At 54.7% G+C, this 16,508-nt stretch carries 12 protein-coding genes; 5 read left to right on the forward strand and 7 right to left on the reverse strand.

Annotated elements, in window-relative coordinates; all coding sequences use genetic code 11:
- Positions 1–82: 82 nt before the first annotated feature.
- From ACP15N_RS18075 to ACP15N_RS18095, 5 genes are all read left to right on the forward strand, one after another.
- On the forward strand, positions 83–460 hold the full coding sequence (locus ACP15N_RS18075; RefSeq protein ID WP_425093745.1) for a hypothetical protein: 378 nt from the start codon (positions 83–85) through the stop codon (positions 458–460).
- Between the two features lie 77 nt (positions 461–537).
- Entirely contained in the window at positions 538–2,970 is a 2,433-nt protein-coding gene (locus ACP15N_RS18080; RefSeq protein ID WP_425093746.1) for an efflux RND transporter periplasmic adaptor subunit, read from the forward strand.
- Positions 2,967–6,146 (forward strand): efflux RND transporter permease subunit, encoded by a 3,180-nt coding sequence (locus tag ACP15N_RS18085; protein ID WP_425093747.1) that lies wholly within the window; start codon positions 2,967–2,969, stop codon positions 6,144–6,146. The genes ACP15N_RS18080 and ACP15N_RS18085 overlap by 4 nt, the downstream gene beginning before the upstream one ends.
- 33 nt (positions 6,147–6,179) lie before the next feature.
- Positions 6,180–6,521 carry a copper-binding protein gene (locus tag ACP15N_RS18090; RefSeq protein WP_424968380.1) on the forward strand — a complete coding sequence of 114 codons (342 nt, stop codon included), beginning with the start codon at positions 6,180–6,182 and terminating at the stop codon, positions 6,519–6,521.
- Positions 6,522–6,621: 100 nt separating this feature from the next.
- Positions 6,622–7,113: a disulfide bond formation protein B gene (locus ACP15N_RS18095; RefSeq protein ID WP_424968464.1), complete on the forward strand. Its 492-nt coding sequence runs from the start codon at positions 6,622–6,624 to the stop codon at positions 7,111–7,113.
- Here the strand turns inward: ACP15N_RS18095 and ACP15N_RS18100 are convergent.
- From ACP15N_RS18100 to ACP15N_RS18130, 7 genes are all read right to left on the reverse strand, one after another.
- Entirely contained in the window at positions 7,110–7,718 is a 609-nt protein-coding gene (locus ACP15N_RS18100; protein ID WP_424968381.1) for a hypothetical protein, read from the reverse strand. The genes ACP15N_RS18095 and ACP15N_RS18100 overlap by 4 nt on opposite strands.
- A 400-nt stretch (positions 7,719–8,118) precedes the next feature.
- The gene (locus tag ACP15N_RS18105; protein ID WP_425093748.1) at positions 8,119–9,240 is read right to left on the reverse strand and encodes a hypothetical protein; all 1,122 of its coding nucleotides are present in this window, start codon (positions 9,238–9,240) and stop codon (positions 8,119–8,121) included.
- Between the two features lie 252 nt (positions 9,241–9,492).
- Entirely contained in the window at positions 9,493–10,629 is a 1,137-nt protein-coding gene (locus tag ACP15N_RS18110; RefSeq protein WP_425093749.1) for a reverse transcriptase family protein, read from the reverse strand.
- Between the two features lie 160 nt (positions 10,630–10,789).
- The gene (locus ACP15N_RS18115; protein ID WP_425093750.1) at positions 10,790–12,067 is read right to left on the reverse strand and encodes a phosphoribosyltransferase-like protein; all 1,278 of its coding nucleotides are present in this window, start codon (positions 12,065–12,067) and stop codon (positions 10,790–10,792) included.
- 164 nt (positions 12,068–12,231) lie between these two features.
- Positions 12,232–13,956 carry a UvrD-helicase domain-containing protein gene (locus ACP15N_RS18120; protein WP_425093751.1) on the reverse strand — a complete coding sequence of 575 codons (1,725 nt, stop codon included), beginning with the start codon at positions 13,954–13,956 and terminating at the stop codon, positions 12,232–12,234.
- Positions 13,953–15,692, reverse strand: a complete 1,740-nt coding sequence (locus ACP15N_RS18125) for an ATP-dependent nuclease (RefSeq protein ID WP_425093752.1) — start codon at positions 15,690–15,692, stop codon at positions 13,953–13,955. Before ACP15N_RS18125 ends, ACP15N_RS18120 begins: the two co-directional genes overlap by 4 nt.
- A gap of 336 nt (positions 15,693–16,028) precedes the next feature.
- The gene (locus tag ACP15N_RS18130; RefSeq protein WP_425093753.1) at positions 16,029–16,508 is read right to left on the reverse strand and encodes a hypothetical protein; all 480 of its coding nucleotides are present in this window, start codon (positions 16,506–16,508) and stop codon (positions 16,029–16,031) included.

Below are 16,508 nucleotides of genomic sequence, written 5' to 3' on the forward strand. Positions count from 1 at the left end.
AAAAGGTCAACTTTACAAACTGATACAATCTTTCTGTCCCGCTCCGATTGCCGCAACTTCTGGAGAGCGCTATCTCAAGCTCATGGTTTCGAACGCGTTCTTTTTCCTGCGATCGGCATGTCTTGCCCTTGTGTGTCTGACGATCACCGTCGTCGGAACCCAAGCCATGCCGTTCGGAGAAGAGTTCAGCGGCGCGGAGCATAGTTTTCATATCGTCGACGGATCGCTCGGGAACATCCATGCGCATCATTCACATGACATGTCGGACGACAAAAAAGATGCTCACGCTGGGCACAGCGACGGATGCCTCACCTGTCTGTGCTGCGTCATGGATTACCAAGATACCATTGCCGATCTGAGTGACGAAAGCGCCGCAGCTCCACCGGCTGAGATGAGGCTTTTTGAGGCACACTCAACCCGAGAGCCGCTCGTCCCCGACCGACCACCCCAACACTCCTGACATTTCGCTGTCCGCCTACGCGGACTTTTTGATCATGCGATCGCTGCATCCGGTGCAGCCGTCAGGAGACGATTTCTATGCGTGGAAGATACGCGGCACTTTCAGTCCTTGCTCTCGCTGCCGGCGTTGGCGGCGGAATATTCCTTGAACGGCTTTACTTGAACCCGGTGGCACAGGCCGGATCCACCGGGCCTGAAATCCTTTATTGGGTTGCCCCGATGGACCCGAACTTCCGGCAACCCGGTCCGGGTAAATCACCCATGGGGATGGACCTGGTTCCTGTGTACGAGGGCGAAGAGCCTTCGGGGGATCCTTCGGAAGTCACGCTGGATGCCGCTGAAATCAACGCAATTGGGGTGCGCACAGCGCTGTCGCGGATGACGGAGGTCGAGCCTCGAATCGAGACTGTTGGGTTCGTCGGATATGATGAGCACTTGACCAGCCACGTGCATACCCGCGTCGAAGGGTGGATCGAGAAGCTCAAAGTGCGGGCCGTGGGCGACCGCGTCGAAGGGCAGCAGGTCCTGTTTGAGCTGTTCTCACCGGTTGTTGCGGCCGCAACGGGCGATTTGGTTCGCGCTGTTGAGGCAGGTGACCCGCGAATTCTCGACGGGGCGCGCAGCAAGTTGCTTAGCCATGGGATGTCTGCCCGTCAGATCGAAGAAATTGAAGCTGGTGGAGAGCTTGTCCGCAACATCCAGATTGAAGCTCCTCAGAACGGCGTCGTGATCGCCTTGAACGCTGCCGATGGGATGTACTTGCAACCCGGTACGCTTGCGTTTTCAGTCGCGGATCTGTCTCAAGTCTGGCTCATCGTCGACGTCTTCGAACGTGACATCGCCAGACTCTCGGACGATATGCGAGCGGTCGCTCAGTTCGAACATCTTCCGGGACGCAGTTTCGAAGGTGAGATCGACTATATTTATCCCGAGCTGGACCCTCAGACCCGGACCCTGCCTGTAAGGCTAAGGTTCGACAACTCCGATGGTGTCCTTCGTCCCGGCATGTTCGGGAGCGTCAGCTTGATACCGACAGAAACACGGACTGTATTGACCGTACCGTCAGAGGCCGTGATCCGCACCGGATCAGCGGAACGGGTCATTCTGAAAACGGGTGAGGGGACCTTCAAGCCCAGACTGGTGACCACAGGATTGCGCGACAGTTTCGGCGAAGGTGGACGGACCGAGATTTTGCAAGGGATTGGGCCCGGCGAGGAGGTGGTTGCCTCCGCACAATTCCTGATCGACAGCGAAAGCGCTCTGAGTGCCGGCTTCATGCGTATGGCACCGACGGAAGCGGAGCCTGCCCGCGGCAAAGGTACTCTCGTCGATCTCGACCACGAAACCCGGGTCGCGCGCGTTCGCCATGACGCGCTCGAGAGCCTGGACTGGCCGGCGATGACGTCCGAGTTTCCCGTAAGGGCTGATGTTTCGCTTGACCGGCTGAATGCGGGTGACGAGGTTGCCTTTCTTGCTGCAAGAGGTGCCGACGGGCTTCTCAGTTTGATGGAGCTTGCGCCTGATGATGGCATCGCTGGCACGGGAACCGGGATGGCTCTGGCCGTCACGCCAGACGGCAAATTGACCCTTGAGCACGGTCCAATCCCTGAGCTTGGCTGGCCCGCCATGACCATGGATCTACCGGTGGTTGGTGTCGATCTCGACGCAGTGCCGCTTGATGCACCTATTGAGTTTGATTTGGCAGCGGACGACGGCGGAATGTTCTCTGTCATAGCAGTCCGTGCGGAAGGCGCAGAGTCCGTCGCCGCGATGGAGCCAGAAGAGGAGCCCGCGGAAGGGGCTGCACCAATCGTCGTCTCTGGGACCATTGATGCGTTGAACGCCGAGAATGGGACAGCGACGATCACGCATGGTCCGATGGCTGAAATCGGCATGCCCGGGATGACGATGGAGTTTCCCATCGATCCAGCCCTGGATGCGACTGCATTGACGACCGGCGCGGAAATGACGCTGACCTTCGCGCGCCCGGACGGGATGAACATGGTTTTGGCTGCGGCCGAACCGGTGACCCCTGCCGCCGCCCCGATTGTCACGACCGGCACCATCAACGCTGTGGACGCCGCGGCGCTCAAAGCGACGATCAGCCATGGGCCGATGAAAGAAATCGGGATGCCCGGGATGACCATGGACTTCCCGATTGATCCCTCAATTGATCCAGCATCCTTGCCGACAGACGCCGAAATGACGCTGACCTTTGCGCGTCCGGATGGAATGAATATGGTTCTGGCCGCGGCTGAAGTGGTCCCTCCACCCATGCAGGTCACAGGTCAGATCAACTCCATCGACGGTGCCGCACGGACGGCAAACATCACCCATGGCCCCATGGTCGAAATTGGGATGCCGGGCATGACGATGGATTTTCCATTGTCAGAGGAGGTTGAGGCATCTCGACTACCCATCGGGACCGACGTGACACTCATCCTCAGGCGAAACCCTGACTTCTCGATGACGCTCTTGGATGTGACCGTTGACGGGAGCGTGACGCAATGATCCCGGCGATAATACGCATCTCGCTCGCCAACAGGTTCGTCATTGTTGCTCTGGCGTTCATGATGGGTGCGGCAGGCATTTGGGCCATCCGCGAAACACCGGTAGATGCCATTCCGGACTTGTCCGATGTACAGGTCATTGTCCGCACACCCTATCCGGGACAGGCACCCCAGGTCGTAGAAAACCAGATAACATACCCGCTCGCGACGGCCCTGCTTGCAGTGCCCGGTGCCGAGGACGTCCGTGGATTTTCTTTCTTCGGCGACAGCTTTGTCTATGTCGTTTTTGAAGACGGCACGGATCTTTACTGGGCCAGATCGCGCGTGCTGGAATATCTTGGACAGATTTCAGGCAGCTTGCCGGAGGGGGTCTCACCGCAGCTAGGACCGGATGCCACGGGCGTGGGATGGATCTACCAATACGCGCTGATTGACCGAACCGGAAATCATGATCTGGCCCAACTTAGAACGCTCCAAGACTGGTTCCTGAAATACGAATTGCAGGCCGTGGATGGTGTGTCCGAGGTCGCCACCATCGGCGGCATGGTCAAACAATACCAGGTTGTGGTCGATCCCAACAAACTCCGAGCCTATGACATCACGCTGGCCCAGCTCAGGAACGCGATCCAAGCAGCCAATCGTGAAACCGGCGGGAGCGTCATCGAGATGGGCGAAGCGGAGTTCATGATCCGCTCGTCCGGTTACATCGATGAGCTGTCGGATCTGGCAAGCGCGCCTCTTATGGTCAACGACCGCGGCGCGGCACTCACCCTTGGGGACGTTGCGGACATTCGGTTGGGACCGGAGATGCGGCGCGGCGTCGGAGAACTTGATGGGGAAGGGGACGCCGTCGGAGGCGTCGTGGTCCTGCGTTGGGGTGGCAACGCTCTTGCGACAATCAAAGCGGTCGAAGAGCGCATTGAGGAGTTGAGGCCCAACCTGCCGGACGGCGTTGAGATCATAACGACCTACGACCGGTCAGGCGTCATCGAGCGGGCCATCGAAAACCTGCAGAAGAAGCTAACGCAGGAATTCATTGTGGTGGTTCTGGTCTGTGCCGCCTTCCTGCTGCACCTGCGATCCTCGCTGGTGATCCTGCTGTCGCTGCCATTGGGAATTTTCGCCGCGTTCATCCTGATGAAAGCACAGGGCGTGAACGCCAATATCATGTCCCTTGGCGGCATAGCCATCGCGATCGGGGCAATGGTGGATGCGTCTATTGTCATGATCGAGGCTATGCACCGAAGACTGGAAAAGGAAAAACTGACCGCAGAGAACAGATGGCGGATCGTGCAGGAATGTGCGGCCGAGGTCGGCCCGGCACTCTTCTATTCCCTCGCGATCATCACGGTAAGCTTCCTCCCTGTCTTCGTGCTGGAAAACCAGGAGGGGCGGCTATTCTCTCCACTCGCCTATACCAAAACCTACGCGATGGCCGCCGCGGCGATCTTGTCGATCACGCTCGTGCCAGTCTTGATGGGGTACTTCGTTCGAGGGCGGATTCTGCCTGAACGGAAGAACCCGCTGAACAGGCTGGTTGTCTTCATCTATCGCCCGTTCCTTGATGCGGCGATCGCATGGCCTTGGGCCACCACTTTGCTGGCCGGTGCGCTGGTCGCCTCGATGTGGTATCCCTATCAGCGCCTTGGTTCAGAGTTCATGCCGGAGCTGAATGAGGGCGACTTCCTTTACATGCCCAGCTTCTACCCGGGCATATCGACAGGAAAAGCGCGCGAAGTTCTCCAACAGACCAATCGACTGATCGCAACCATTCCGGAGGTCGAAACTGTTCACGGCAAGGTGGGACGGGCTGAGACGGCAACCGATCCCGCGCCCCTGACGATGGTCGAGACAACGATCCAGCTGAAGCCGGAAGAAGAATGGCGTCCCGGCATGACGATGGAGAAAATCCGCGACGAGCTTGATCGGACGGTCCAGGTGCCGGGTGTCACAAATGTTTGGATCCAGCCCATCAAAAACCGCATCGATATGCTGGCAACCGGGATCCGCACACCAGTTGGTGTGAAGGTCTCGGGGGCCGATCTCGATGTGATTACGCAGATCGGGATAGAGGTTGAACGCGCTGTCGCGGAGATCGAAGGCACGGCGTCCGCCTATGCAGAACGACCAGTCGGCGGTCGATTCATCGAAATTGACGTGAAGCGGGACGCTGCCGCGCGGTACATGATGAGTGTCCGGGATGTGCAGGATGTTGTGCAGACTGCGATCGGCGGGATGCAGGTCTCAGAGTCGGTTGAAGGTCTCGAGCGTTTCCCTATCAACCTGCGCTATCCGCAGGCGTGGCGCGACAGCCCCGAGCGGCTCGAAAACCTGCCGGTCGTCACACCTTCCGGCGCACATGTACCTCTAACGGCCCTCGCGGATATCCGCATCGTTGATGGGCCTGGCATGATCCGTTCAGAGAATGCAAGGCGGACAGGTTTCGTCTTCATCGACATCGCCGGGCGAGACTTGGGCGGATACGTGGCTGAAGCCCAGAAGGTCGTTGCTGAGACTGTAGACTTGCCACCCGGCTACTCTCTGACTTGGTCCGGTCAGTACGAGTATATCGAGCGGATGCAGGACAGGCTTGCCATCGTGGCACCCGCGACCTTGTTGATCATCACGCTGATGCTGTTTCTCGCCTTCAATCGGGTAATCGAGGTCGGCATCATCCTTGCTGCCCTTCCGGTGGCACTCGCGGGGGGCGTCTGGTTCCTGTGGTATCTCAGTTTCGATATCTCGATTGCCGTGCTGGTTGGCTTCATTGCCCTTGCGGGTGTAGCTGTCGAGACGGCTATCGTCATGCTGCTTTACCTCAACCTTGCTTGGGAAAAGCGGCGAAAACTGGCCCAGTCCGAAACACGCAAGCTGACCCGTGACGATATCGAAGACGCGGTGTTCGAAGGTGCCGTTTTGCGGGTCAGACCGAAAGTCATGACGGTGGCCACGATCTTCGCGGCCCTCATCCCGATCATGTATGGCACCGGGACCGGCTCTGAAATCATGCAGCGGATTGCGGCCCCCATGATCGGCGGAATGGTCACCGCAACGCTACTGACTCTGTTCGTCATTCCTTCGATCTTCGTGATCTGGAAGCGGCTCGCACTGCGCCGCGTGAACCGCGAGATCGGTCCCCTTGTTCTGCGACCGACCGATGCGCTGCCCGCTGAATAATTCAACTATCAACCCAAACAAATGGAGACACCAATGAAAACACTGACAGCAACACTTGCTCTGCTCAGCATCACCGTGACGGCAGGTTTCGCCCAGATGAACCACAACATGGATCACTCCAACATGCCGATGTCGGATGAACAAATGGAGGGAGCTGTCCATGCCAAAGCCGTGATCAATTCGATGGGTGACGGAGTCGCAAATGTAAGCCATGACCCCATCCCTGAAATCGGTTGGCCGGCAATGACGATGGATCTGACGGTGCTCGACAACGCACAGATGATGGGCGAGGTGGCCGCCGGTGACGAGGTGACGCTCATGCTCGTGCAAGGCGAGGATGGCATGTACGCAATCGGCGCAATGATGCCGAACTAAACAGTTGTTTGCGGTCGTCAAAGCATTGTCGACCGCAAACTCTGAGCATATCGACACTGGTATCAGGTTAAGAGGGTTAAGCATGAGATCATTATCCCCTATGCAGATTGGCGGTATCGCCGCCCTTGGATCGGCGGGTCTCCTACTCGGTGCATTCAGCTTTCAGGCACTTGGTTATGCACCGTGCGCGATGTGCATCTGGCAGAGGTATCCACACGCCGTGGCGATTGGGGCAGGCGTGTTCGTGGCCATTGGACTTGCTCCATTGCTTTTCCTAGCTGTTGGTGCCGCGTCCGCAGCGACGACCGCTGCTATCGGGGTGTACCACACGGGTGTCGAACGCGACTGGTGGCAAGGGCCCACATCTTGCACCGGGTCCGGACTGGATTTCTCGAATATGACCGGCGCAGATCTTCTCCCATCAGCATCGTCGGGTCCTTCCAACCTGGTCATGTGCGACGAGGTCGCCTGGGAGTTCCTTACTCTGTCAATGGCAAGTTGGAATGCTTTTTGGAGTGCCGTGCTTGTCGGGATTTGGGTTCTGGCGATTGTGCGAGTATTGGCCCACGGGCAGTCTGCAATGTCGACCTAGAGCTGCAGACGAACGAAAACGGTTGCCAGAGCTGTCAGGCAGCCTGCTCCGGCGAAAAATATCAGAAGCGCGAAGGCAGTCGGTCCGATAGGTGCGGGAAAGAAGCGGAGCACCGGCGCGAGGCGTGTCGAGCGCCGGACCGCTGATGCGTACAAAGGTATGGCGCTTACCAAAGTTGCATAGAGATAGACCCCGGAGATGTTGTCGAAGAGTGCAGAGCGCGCAAGTGTCGGTGCGACGACCCGCAAAGCCGTCGCACGGCTTCCACCAAACGATCCGTACCAGTCGGCTGAAGCAACGTAAATTAACGCGTGAAGGCCAACGAAAAGACCAAGTCTGAAGAAGATGTCGACGACGATGTAGGTCCCTGGATCGTGACCGCTTCTGGAACTTTCGTGAGACAGCGCGAAGAGAAAGAAACCAACGTAGTTGACGATGACAACTACTGGCAAACCGTTCGTCAAAACCTGCCGCAAAAATCGCCCTAGAGCGGGACCTCCGCCTGCCAAAGCGGCTGTAAAACCAGGCGAAAGCGCGATGTAGAGTATCAAGCCCGGCAGCAATCCTGCGAGACTGAATAGCAGGACGTTTCTGAGAAATACCATTCCTGGCATCCGGGTGGTGAAGTGCCGTTCCAATTGAGTAGACCAAGCTTAAGCGTTGTCTTCAGTCTAGCTTTAAAAGAAGATGCTTTTCTACAGACAGTCATCCAAATCGCTCAGTGTTTCCGTCTTCCTGTTGATTGCAATATCCCGGGTCAGGAAATTGCATATTACTTAACATAAGAATGCTTATGCGTTATGTCAGTGTACGCGCAAAGTTAAAGTGTCCCACATCTGCAAAGTAGAAGTGTCACACTCTGCCCCACCCTCACTCAGGTTCGGCCCATTCCGGACGTTGCCGGTACCCCAGTATGCTGCGCAGCAGCTTTTCCGAAAGCAGACGTCCGCTAGAGCTGGGCAGTTTTGCATCTCCAACTACCCAGCCCGTGCAACATCAAGACGATTACCTTTTGATGACACCGTGTTCCTCATAGGCCTTCAGCAGTGTTGCGGTGAACTCTTCGGTTTTTGAAGTCACGCTGCCCAAGTCCGGCCAAGCAAATGGCTCTGTGAACAAGGAAAGCTCTTGCTCAACTTCCAGTCCAAGCTTTGCCGCGACTGCCAGCGCTGACGTCGGTTCTTTGTCTTCCGGCCACAGCAACTCATCAAATGTGATCCAGACTTCTTCTCCATCTATGAGACTGATTTCCGCGCGCATTGCGCCTAAGCGTTCGTTGACTGACGTTGCATCCTCAAGGAGCGCACACCGTATGAGCGCTGAGACAGTCTCCTCATTCAAGTGAAGTGTGAGCCTAGGCTCCACAATGCGCACTTCTGGGGTTTCTCTTTGCGCAGCATTTGGCGTCTCCGCCGGCTTCCCAGGAGACTTACTGTCAAATGGCTCCATGTGAATATTGAGAGGATGTGTGCCACAGTTTGGACAGTGCCAATAGTTCTTCGCCAATTGTGTTCCTGTAATCTGCACATCGCAGCTATGGCAGTACCAGACAGACGCTTCCCCGCCTCCAATTGGGTGGCGTGCTACGCCATCAAGATCGGCTTTTGTTGATCGTCGAGGCCAATCCACTGCCATTTGCGCCCGAATTCGTGTACTGCGCTCTTTGGCGATATCGAGTAGTTTGCTCAGAAATTCGGGTTCCCTGACCGGGCTAGTATCTGCATAGCGTTCATCAAATTCGACAATAGGTGCTTTAAACGGGGCTTCCGGAATGCGTAATTCCCAACCCACCCCTGAGACGATAACGTCCCCAAGATAGTCCCCAATCTGGAATTGATGGCCGCAAAGCTCACCTTCTTCTGATGTTGGCTCGTCGTTGTGCTGGAAGTCCCTGGTGGATGCGGTTGCCTCGGTTTTGGCTCCTACTTGGCGCACAAATTCGCTCGCCGTTGTCAAATCCTCGTCACCCGGAAGCCAGCCCTCCTTAGTTGCATCGGTGAGTGCCTTCCAGTGTGCGAACCCCATCTCGGCGGCCAAAACGTTCAATGCTTCAGTGTGTGCCATGGCCGTCGCACGCGCATACCGTTTGCCAAGCGTCTTTAGTCTTTTCATCTGATGGTTATTCATGTGTCATCTCCATTTGGATATGACTAGGTGCCCGCTGCTAGCCGCCCTACGCGAAGTGCGCAGAGTGAATATTCATGGCTAAAAACGCTGCGTTGCTTTGCGTGGCGGGCACACCGGCCTGCGAGAGGGCCAAGTGATAACTATGATTTTCATCCGATTTCGTCAAGCGGCCCAATGCCGCCGTATGTGTCATATGAAGTGCCTAGCTACTTCGAGCAAGCTGGCTGGAACGTACCAGTCTAACATCGACATCTACCACCTTATTCTATTGTATTCGGTATACAGCTTTTCGCCGTATTTCTTATCCACATGATAAGCGAACGAAATTAGCCCTCTGACATGATGGCGCATGCCCGTCACTGAGCTAAAACCACGTTTGGATTGATGCGCCAATACCCCAATTTTGTCGTGGTTGAGTGCATAAAGGTGCGTTTCGATGTTGTCTTTGTACCGCCTTGTTAGGCGTGGGCGGTCCCTGTCGATTAGCACTCCAAGCAAGACCTTTCGCGCGCCGGGTGGTGAGATCCGCGTCTTGCTGTAGTTTTCAGATAGACCGATGTTTTTAAGTACACCTTCTACCATCCCCCTGAGTCTAAGCGCGTCAGTTCGTGATACACTCTGATCAGTTGAGAAAGCCATGTCGTCAGCGTAGCGGGAGTATTTCCACCCAAAATCGTCTGCAATTCGCTTCAGTTTTTCATCTAGTGAATACACAGCTAGATTAGCAAGCATTGGGCTTGTTGGAGCGCCTTGCGGAAGAAATCCCTCGGTAGCAATCGGGTGCGGGTACTTGGTCTCTTTCAAGTGAAAATAGTGGTTCAGGTCAACAGAGCGAGTGCAGAGGCGAGCGAGCTGGAATGATAGCAGCGCCGTGTATCCACATTTCCTGAATACCCAATAGGCTTGGCGCTCGGAGATAGATTCAAAGAAGTTGCTTACATCCATTTTCAACAGCCAAGCGCAGCCACAGTGCAATGTTGCTGCGTCGAGCATGTCACTTCCGGGCGCAAAGCCAAAACTCGACGGGTGTGGCTGAATTGAATTCAAGATGTTCTGTGCGATCCACCGTTGAGTTCGGAGAACGTGGGGCTGGGGTGCATAGATATCACGAAATCGCCGTTTGGGAGCTTTGCTACCTTTGCCCCCGCTCTTCTTTCGAAGCCGAAAATGGCGATATGGGTCGCTCATCCTATCAACTATCGGGCGCAGGCTTTTCGGCGACACATCGACCAAATGAGCTAGGTGTGAAAGCGAGAAAATGACGGGCAGGTTCGGAGAAACCTGCTTGATTGCTTTGGCGATTGAAGCGGCTGCGGAAAGGGTATCGGAATCTCTGCCCGCTGCCTTAGCGCCACGTAGAAAGTCCTGAGAGTCCCAAGGATGCTTCATCTACTTTCACCCGGAACGGGTGCTGTGGGCAAAGGAAGCAATGAAGGCATACGACTGTGTCCCTCCGGGACTGCTTTCTTTGCCCAGAGACGTGCAATCGTGCGCTCCATCGATGGCGCTGGGAAACCCCAGTGCCCCTGACGATCAGTGTAAGTAACCGTCATGACCGCCCTTTCGAGCGGTGGGTACTAGACGAACCCTTGGAAACTCTCAGAGTCATAGGATAGTATGGATCATCATTCGTTGGAACGACGATCTTTCTTTGGCGGTTGATGTTTTGCGCCTTTAACTCACTGTACCCTTTGTCCGTAAGACGCCCGTTTCCATCAATTAAATCTCGCAGGAAAGCCACGTTAAGTGCCTCCATGATGTCTGCCCTAGGCAGAGCAAGGCGCTCCGACAATTCCTGTACTTTTTTCTTTGAAAAGCGGCCTCGCAATTCTTGAAGAACTAGCAGTATTATCCGTTCTTTGACATCTGCGATTGCGTCAAGTTTATGCCCACGTTCGCTGGCTGCCCTATCAACTTGCTCGCTCTTTGTACCCGACCAAAACAAAGTTCTAAGTTCTGAAGGGGCATTGCCAACATATAGAGGCTTGAGCTGTTTTGTATCCTTCCAAAGAATTGAAGGCGCGTTGTTTGGAATACCATAGCTAAACAAGACCAACGCTGCTGAATTGAGAAACCCCCAAACATAATCATCGCCTGGGTCTTGTTCAGCGAACTTATCTAGCAAGCTGTCCCAACCAAAATGGTGCTCTTCAAACTTCGAAGAACTCATTGTTGGAATTGTATGTGAGGATCTGACGTCTGGACGGGAAACGTGGGAGCTAACTGCAGCCGCGCCATCCTGTGTCGCCGTAGCTGCAATCACCACAAAGTCAATCAACCCGGTACTGTGCCATGACCTCACAGTTCGGACGTTCCAAAACTTGTCTAACATTTTGGTCAGGCGACTTCCTGATCCAATGAAATCGGTTACAATTGCGATAGTTGAAATCGGGCTTCGCTTGCTGCGAAACCTGTCCGGTCCTGGGGTATTGATGAGTATTCCAGAATGCTTCTTGACGGATTGTGCAATCAATGCGCTGACAATACCTTCGCTTCCTACCCGAACACCGCCTCTTATCGGTTTCACCGGTGGCAGTCCTTTTTTGCCAAAGGCGCGCTCTATATCGGAATTTTTCGCTCCCCTTAACAGCTGAGTTTGGAAAATTCTCTTCTCTTGGAATTCTCTTTCTGCATACACCGCGACCGCTCTTCTCCTTCCAGAGCGCTCAGCTACGAGTTGTTCAAGAAGCTCATAGATGGCCTCAGAGACCTCGTCGAGGTTGATTAGACGAAGACTATCCAGCAGTGTTCTTGCGGCAGCTCTGTCATTGGCTTCGAAATTTCTCAGCCATGCCTTTCCGGTTTCAGATTTGGAAATTGCGTCCATCACATTCAGTACGCACTATTCATTGCTAAGTGTTCCATCCTGAATGACCACATAGAGCAAGGGAGCATTTTCAGAATAAGAGTTCACATTCGACACCGAGTTGTCGTTCAGTCCTACTCTCAAGACGCATATAGGGTCAAAACACCAGTTCTCAGACCGAAAGTCTATCCACCACCTGCTTTTTTGAACCCAAGCGCATCCAGTTTGGGAGCGAACTCTTCCTTGTTGGCGGCAGGAACACCCAATACAAACAGGTCACGCGCTCGGGTGAGTGCGACATATCCGATCTTGCCGACCTCAGTCGTTGTTCCACCCAGAAGTTCATTGAGATGCGAACGGTTGCAGATATACAAAACGCCCCTGATACTTTCGCCTTTCACTTTGTGAACGGTTGAGACGCGAAATTTTGGCACGTTCTCCCCCACTAGATCTGCGGGTTGGATAAGTGGTCGGTTGAATATTTTACGTCTCGCCAGCTTTGCTTTCCAATTGCCCCGAGCCTTCAAACCATACTCCGCTGAAAGCATGGCGAGCATGGCTTCAACCCGCAACAAAAGAGCGGGCTGCCAAGCGGTGTCTGCTATAAGTGACGCGGATGGCAATCCGGCAGTCGCATCTTTCACGAATGTCCACAGCGTCCTTCGCAACATCTGAGAACTCCGCTCGTCGCGGCTGCGGCTTACTAGATCGGAGAGCAAATCGCCATGATTATCATCCAGCAGGCCAATGACGCCAGCGCAGCAAAGCTTGAAGGCCTCGTCAAAGCGACCAAACTTGTCCCGCTGGATCGCGGAGTCCACGAAGTGTCGCAGAACGCCCTGTCCCTGATCATCCTCACCGCCGGCCCAATCGTCCGCCCATTTCGCCGATCGGCAAAGTACAGCCGCGTCGTCAGCTGGAATACCTGCATCGCCTAACAGCGCTGCAAAGGATTTGAGCGCACTGTTTTTCTCCTCCTTCTTGTATGTAAAATAATACGCACCCGACGAAATTTCTGGGTCCGAGCGCTCGGGTTTGTCGTCGCGCCCAGAGAGTTTGTTCGCGATCTTGACGATGCTCGGTACCGATCGAAAATTTGTCTCGAGCGTTCGGACGTCGACGTCATCACGATCCGCATATTGCTTGAGAAACGCGCCGGTCGCGCCGGAAAATTCGTAGATACCCTGATTCACATCCCCGATAAGGGAGACCTGTGCTCCGGCACCTTGTAGGGACATCAGGATCAATTGATGCAGCTTTCCGATGTCTTGGGCCTCATCAACAAGAATGTGTGGATAGCGGCGTGCCAAAGCGCGTCGGATCAGTGGTTGGTTCATAAGGACTTTCAGCGCCCAGATGTTTCCCAAAGCATGCGAATAGGCACCGACCCCTGCCAACTTCTTGATCGCCTCGGTAGCTGTTTTCCGATCAACGACAGTTTTTGCCCGCCCGACTTCAAATTGAAGACCCTCGCCCTTCACGACAACAGGCTGAAGCGCTGTTGTTGGTTGCGGCCTCTTTCCGTCCCAGACGCTGAAATTCGTTAGGAAGGGCTCAGTGCCATGCACGAGGAAGGGAGTCCTAGAACATCGCATGACGAGATGTCCGTGCGGTCGGATAATGTTTGAGGTGACGAATGCGTCGACCGTGGATATTTCGACGCCGCCTGCGCGGTTGCTTCCGGGTTCTGCCTGTAGCAACGCGTCGAAATCTCTGTTGAACGTGTCAACGGCTACGTTGGAGAACGACAAAAGCGCAACGTGGCCGTGCCTATCGTTGAGCTGCTTTCGCATAGCAGCGAGTCGCCGTACTGCGGTCGAGGTCTTGCCGCTACCCGCGCAGGCAGTGACGGCCATAGGGTTGAGCGGCGCCTCAATGATCTCCCGCTGCTGCTGAGACAGTTCGATCATGGCTTGCAGGCATGCTTTACGGCTTTGCTGATATATCTTGGAACTTCGATTTCCAGATTGTTGTCTTCAATTTGCGCCGCGAGAGCTTGTGCGAATGCGCCCTTTTGAACATTCGATTTACCTTTGGGTCGTTCGAACATGCCCGTGAACAATGTCATCGCTTTGTCTCGATCATCTGCCTTCGATTTGACCTCGGATTCAAGATCGGCACCGATTTGAGGATGCAGATCCTTTAGGGCCGACAGCATGGCCATTCTGTTCTTTTCGTGAAGCGCAAAATCATACTCAAAGGTCTTCTGGCCGTGAAAGACTTTGACGAACTCGTCCTCTCGCCCCTTCATCAATGCCGTATTGTTTGAGACCGTGATGTTCTCGGTTGCGGATGGGTAGTGAGGCTGCTTGTCGCCTTTGGCATCTACGATGACGGGATCTGCGTCTGTGACGACGGCAACAGGTATCTTGATCGCAGTTTCGCCGAACAAGGGCATGAAGGAGTCGAAGTTCAATCCTTCGACGCTGATCAAGCTGACCCCATGGTTGCGCAGATCACAGCCCATCCTTTTCGCCAACAGATTGACCATCAATAGCTCGGCGGCACCTTCGACGAAGATGACGCGGCGTGCGAAGAAGAGCTCAGCACGTGTCACGTCAAGATAGCGCTTCAGCTTCTCTTTTTTGCCCTTCCCAAAACTGACCGACCTGGGATGAAAGACCTCAACATCTGCGCCTGTTTCGACTAAGCATTCGATGGCGTTCAACTCGGCAATGCTGGCGAAGTTTGGAGAGTGACTTGTCACAAAAACTTGCACGGGTCGCTCGCCCGCCTCGACTTTGATGTCTGACAGATACTGCAAGAGAACAGCTTGTAGTTGAGGGTGCAGATGCGCTTCGGGCTCTTCTACGATCAAGCTTCGGTAGGCCGAGTCCGCGTTTTTTGCGAGTTCGCTTAAGACCACCGCCATGAAGATCAAGTTGTTGTAGCCAAGACCGTTACGTTCGATTTCGAAGCTGTCGACCAATAGCGATAGGCGCGAAGCAAATTTCGTGAAGTCAGAACCGCTCAGCTCGACCGCCAGAATCTGGGACAACTGATCGCCCAGCATGCTGTTGTGGCGTCCAGTGATGGCCTCTTGTGTTTCAACGATCGCTTTGAGCGCCTTAATTTCTTTGTCGAGGTCTGCGAGCTTTTTGGAGATTTCCTCTTTTCCAGCGTCATCCGACAGGAGATGCAGCAAGCGCGACAACTGGCTTGAACGGCTCGGACGAAGGCCAAACTCTGCATCACGCAGTGGCTGTAGATAAACGCTGCGTAAGTTTTCCAGCATGGTTGCCGTCATTGCGATGTCATGATGAACACCGCAAACCTTCCGCGACCTTAACCGCCCAGATTTATCCGCATCCCCATAAGTCACTCTTAGAACTGCTTCAGCCTTCCCCTCACTATTGACTTTTAACCCGTGCAGGAAGTCGGCTTCGTCGTCGAGAGACAGTTCCTTAAAGACATAATCGAAGACAATGTCACCTGTTGCCGCGCCTCCTGTCGGGAGGTGAACGTCATCCTCGCTAAAGCGAGGGTAGGGATCATCGGTTCCAGCGAGAAGCGCTCTCAGAGCGTCGACAACAGCTGTCTTACCGATATTATTGGGGCCAACGATAATGTTTAACCCAGGCTCAAACTCAATTGTTGCGGATTTTATGCGGCGAAAATTGTTAATCGAAAGTGATGCCAGATACATTTTGTTCCTTATGCGCCTTTGCGTATATCACTTTTGGCAAACCAGTTTGCGTTTGCTCATCCTTTGCCAAAGAAGCGCTTCACATTAGTGATGGCACATTCAGCTCCTAGTTGTGAACCTTCGCGAACTTTCCGCAGATCTGTTTTCGCCGAGTATGTGCTGTGAGAGCGGTTACCACGGTGGAGCGAAGGCAAGACATGTCTGCTTTGGCCTCCGGCCAGTGCCGCAACCGATGGCGGGATTGGGGAGCCAAAACTACCGATGCTGAGGAACAGACAATCGCCCACTTCCATGGATTAAACATGGAGGGAACCATTGGCGAACCGACAGCCCCGTTTAGTGGCCTTTTAGCCAGATCATCCCGTCAAAAGCACCAAGCTTCGCCTTGTCTTGGGTGTCGTAGAGGCGGCGGGCTTGGGTTGCGACCCCAGTGCTAAGTCGGGTGATCTTTCCGCTCCATCCGCTGTCCTTCGGAAAGACCACGATGTGGAAACCGTCGGTTTTTAGGTAGTCATTCCCGCTCAGCGAAACCTTCCATTTTCGTGTCAGCCAGCGCGCGCGACGCTGGGCCAGGTTCTTGCTTTCAGATTCCCGTTTTGAAGCGGCCGCGTAGTCCTCCTCCATCTTGCCGGCACAAACACAGCCGCACTCTAGAATGTGCGGATAGTCAGGATGCTGCATCTGGTGAACATACCGGATGTCCTGGTTTTCGCACATTTCACATTGGGTAGAAGGTTCACCACGATCCTCAAATCCGATGCATGTCCAGCCTTTCTTAGGAACACCTTGTTGCGACCATTTCCCAAACGATGGCAT

Origin of the sequence: Tropicimonas sp. S265A (assembly GCF_049800835.1) — a bacterium.
Taxonomy (GTDB): Bacteria; Pseudomonadota; Alphaproteobacteria; order Rhodobacterales; family Rhodobacteraceae; genus Dinoroseobacter.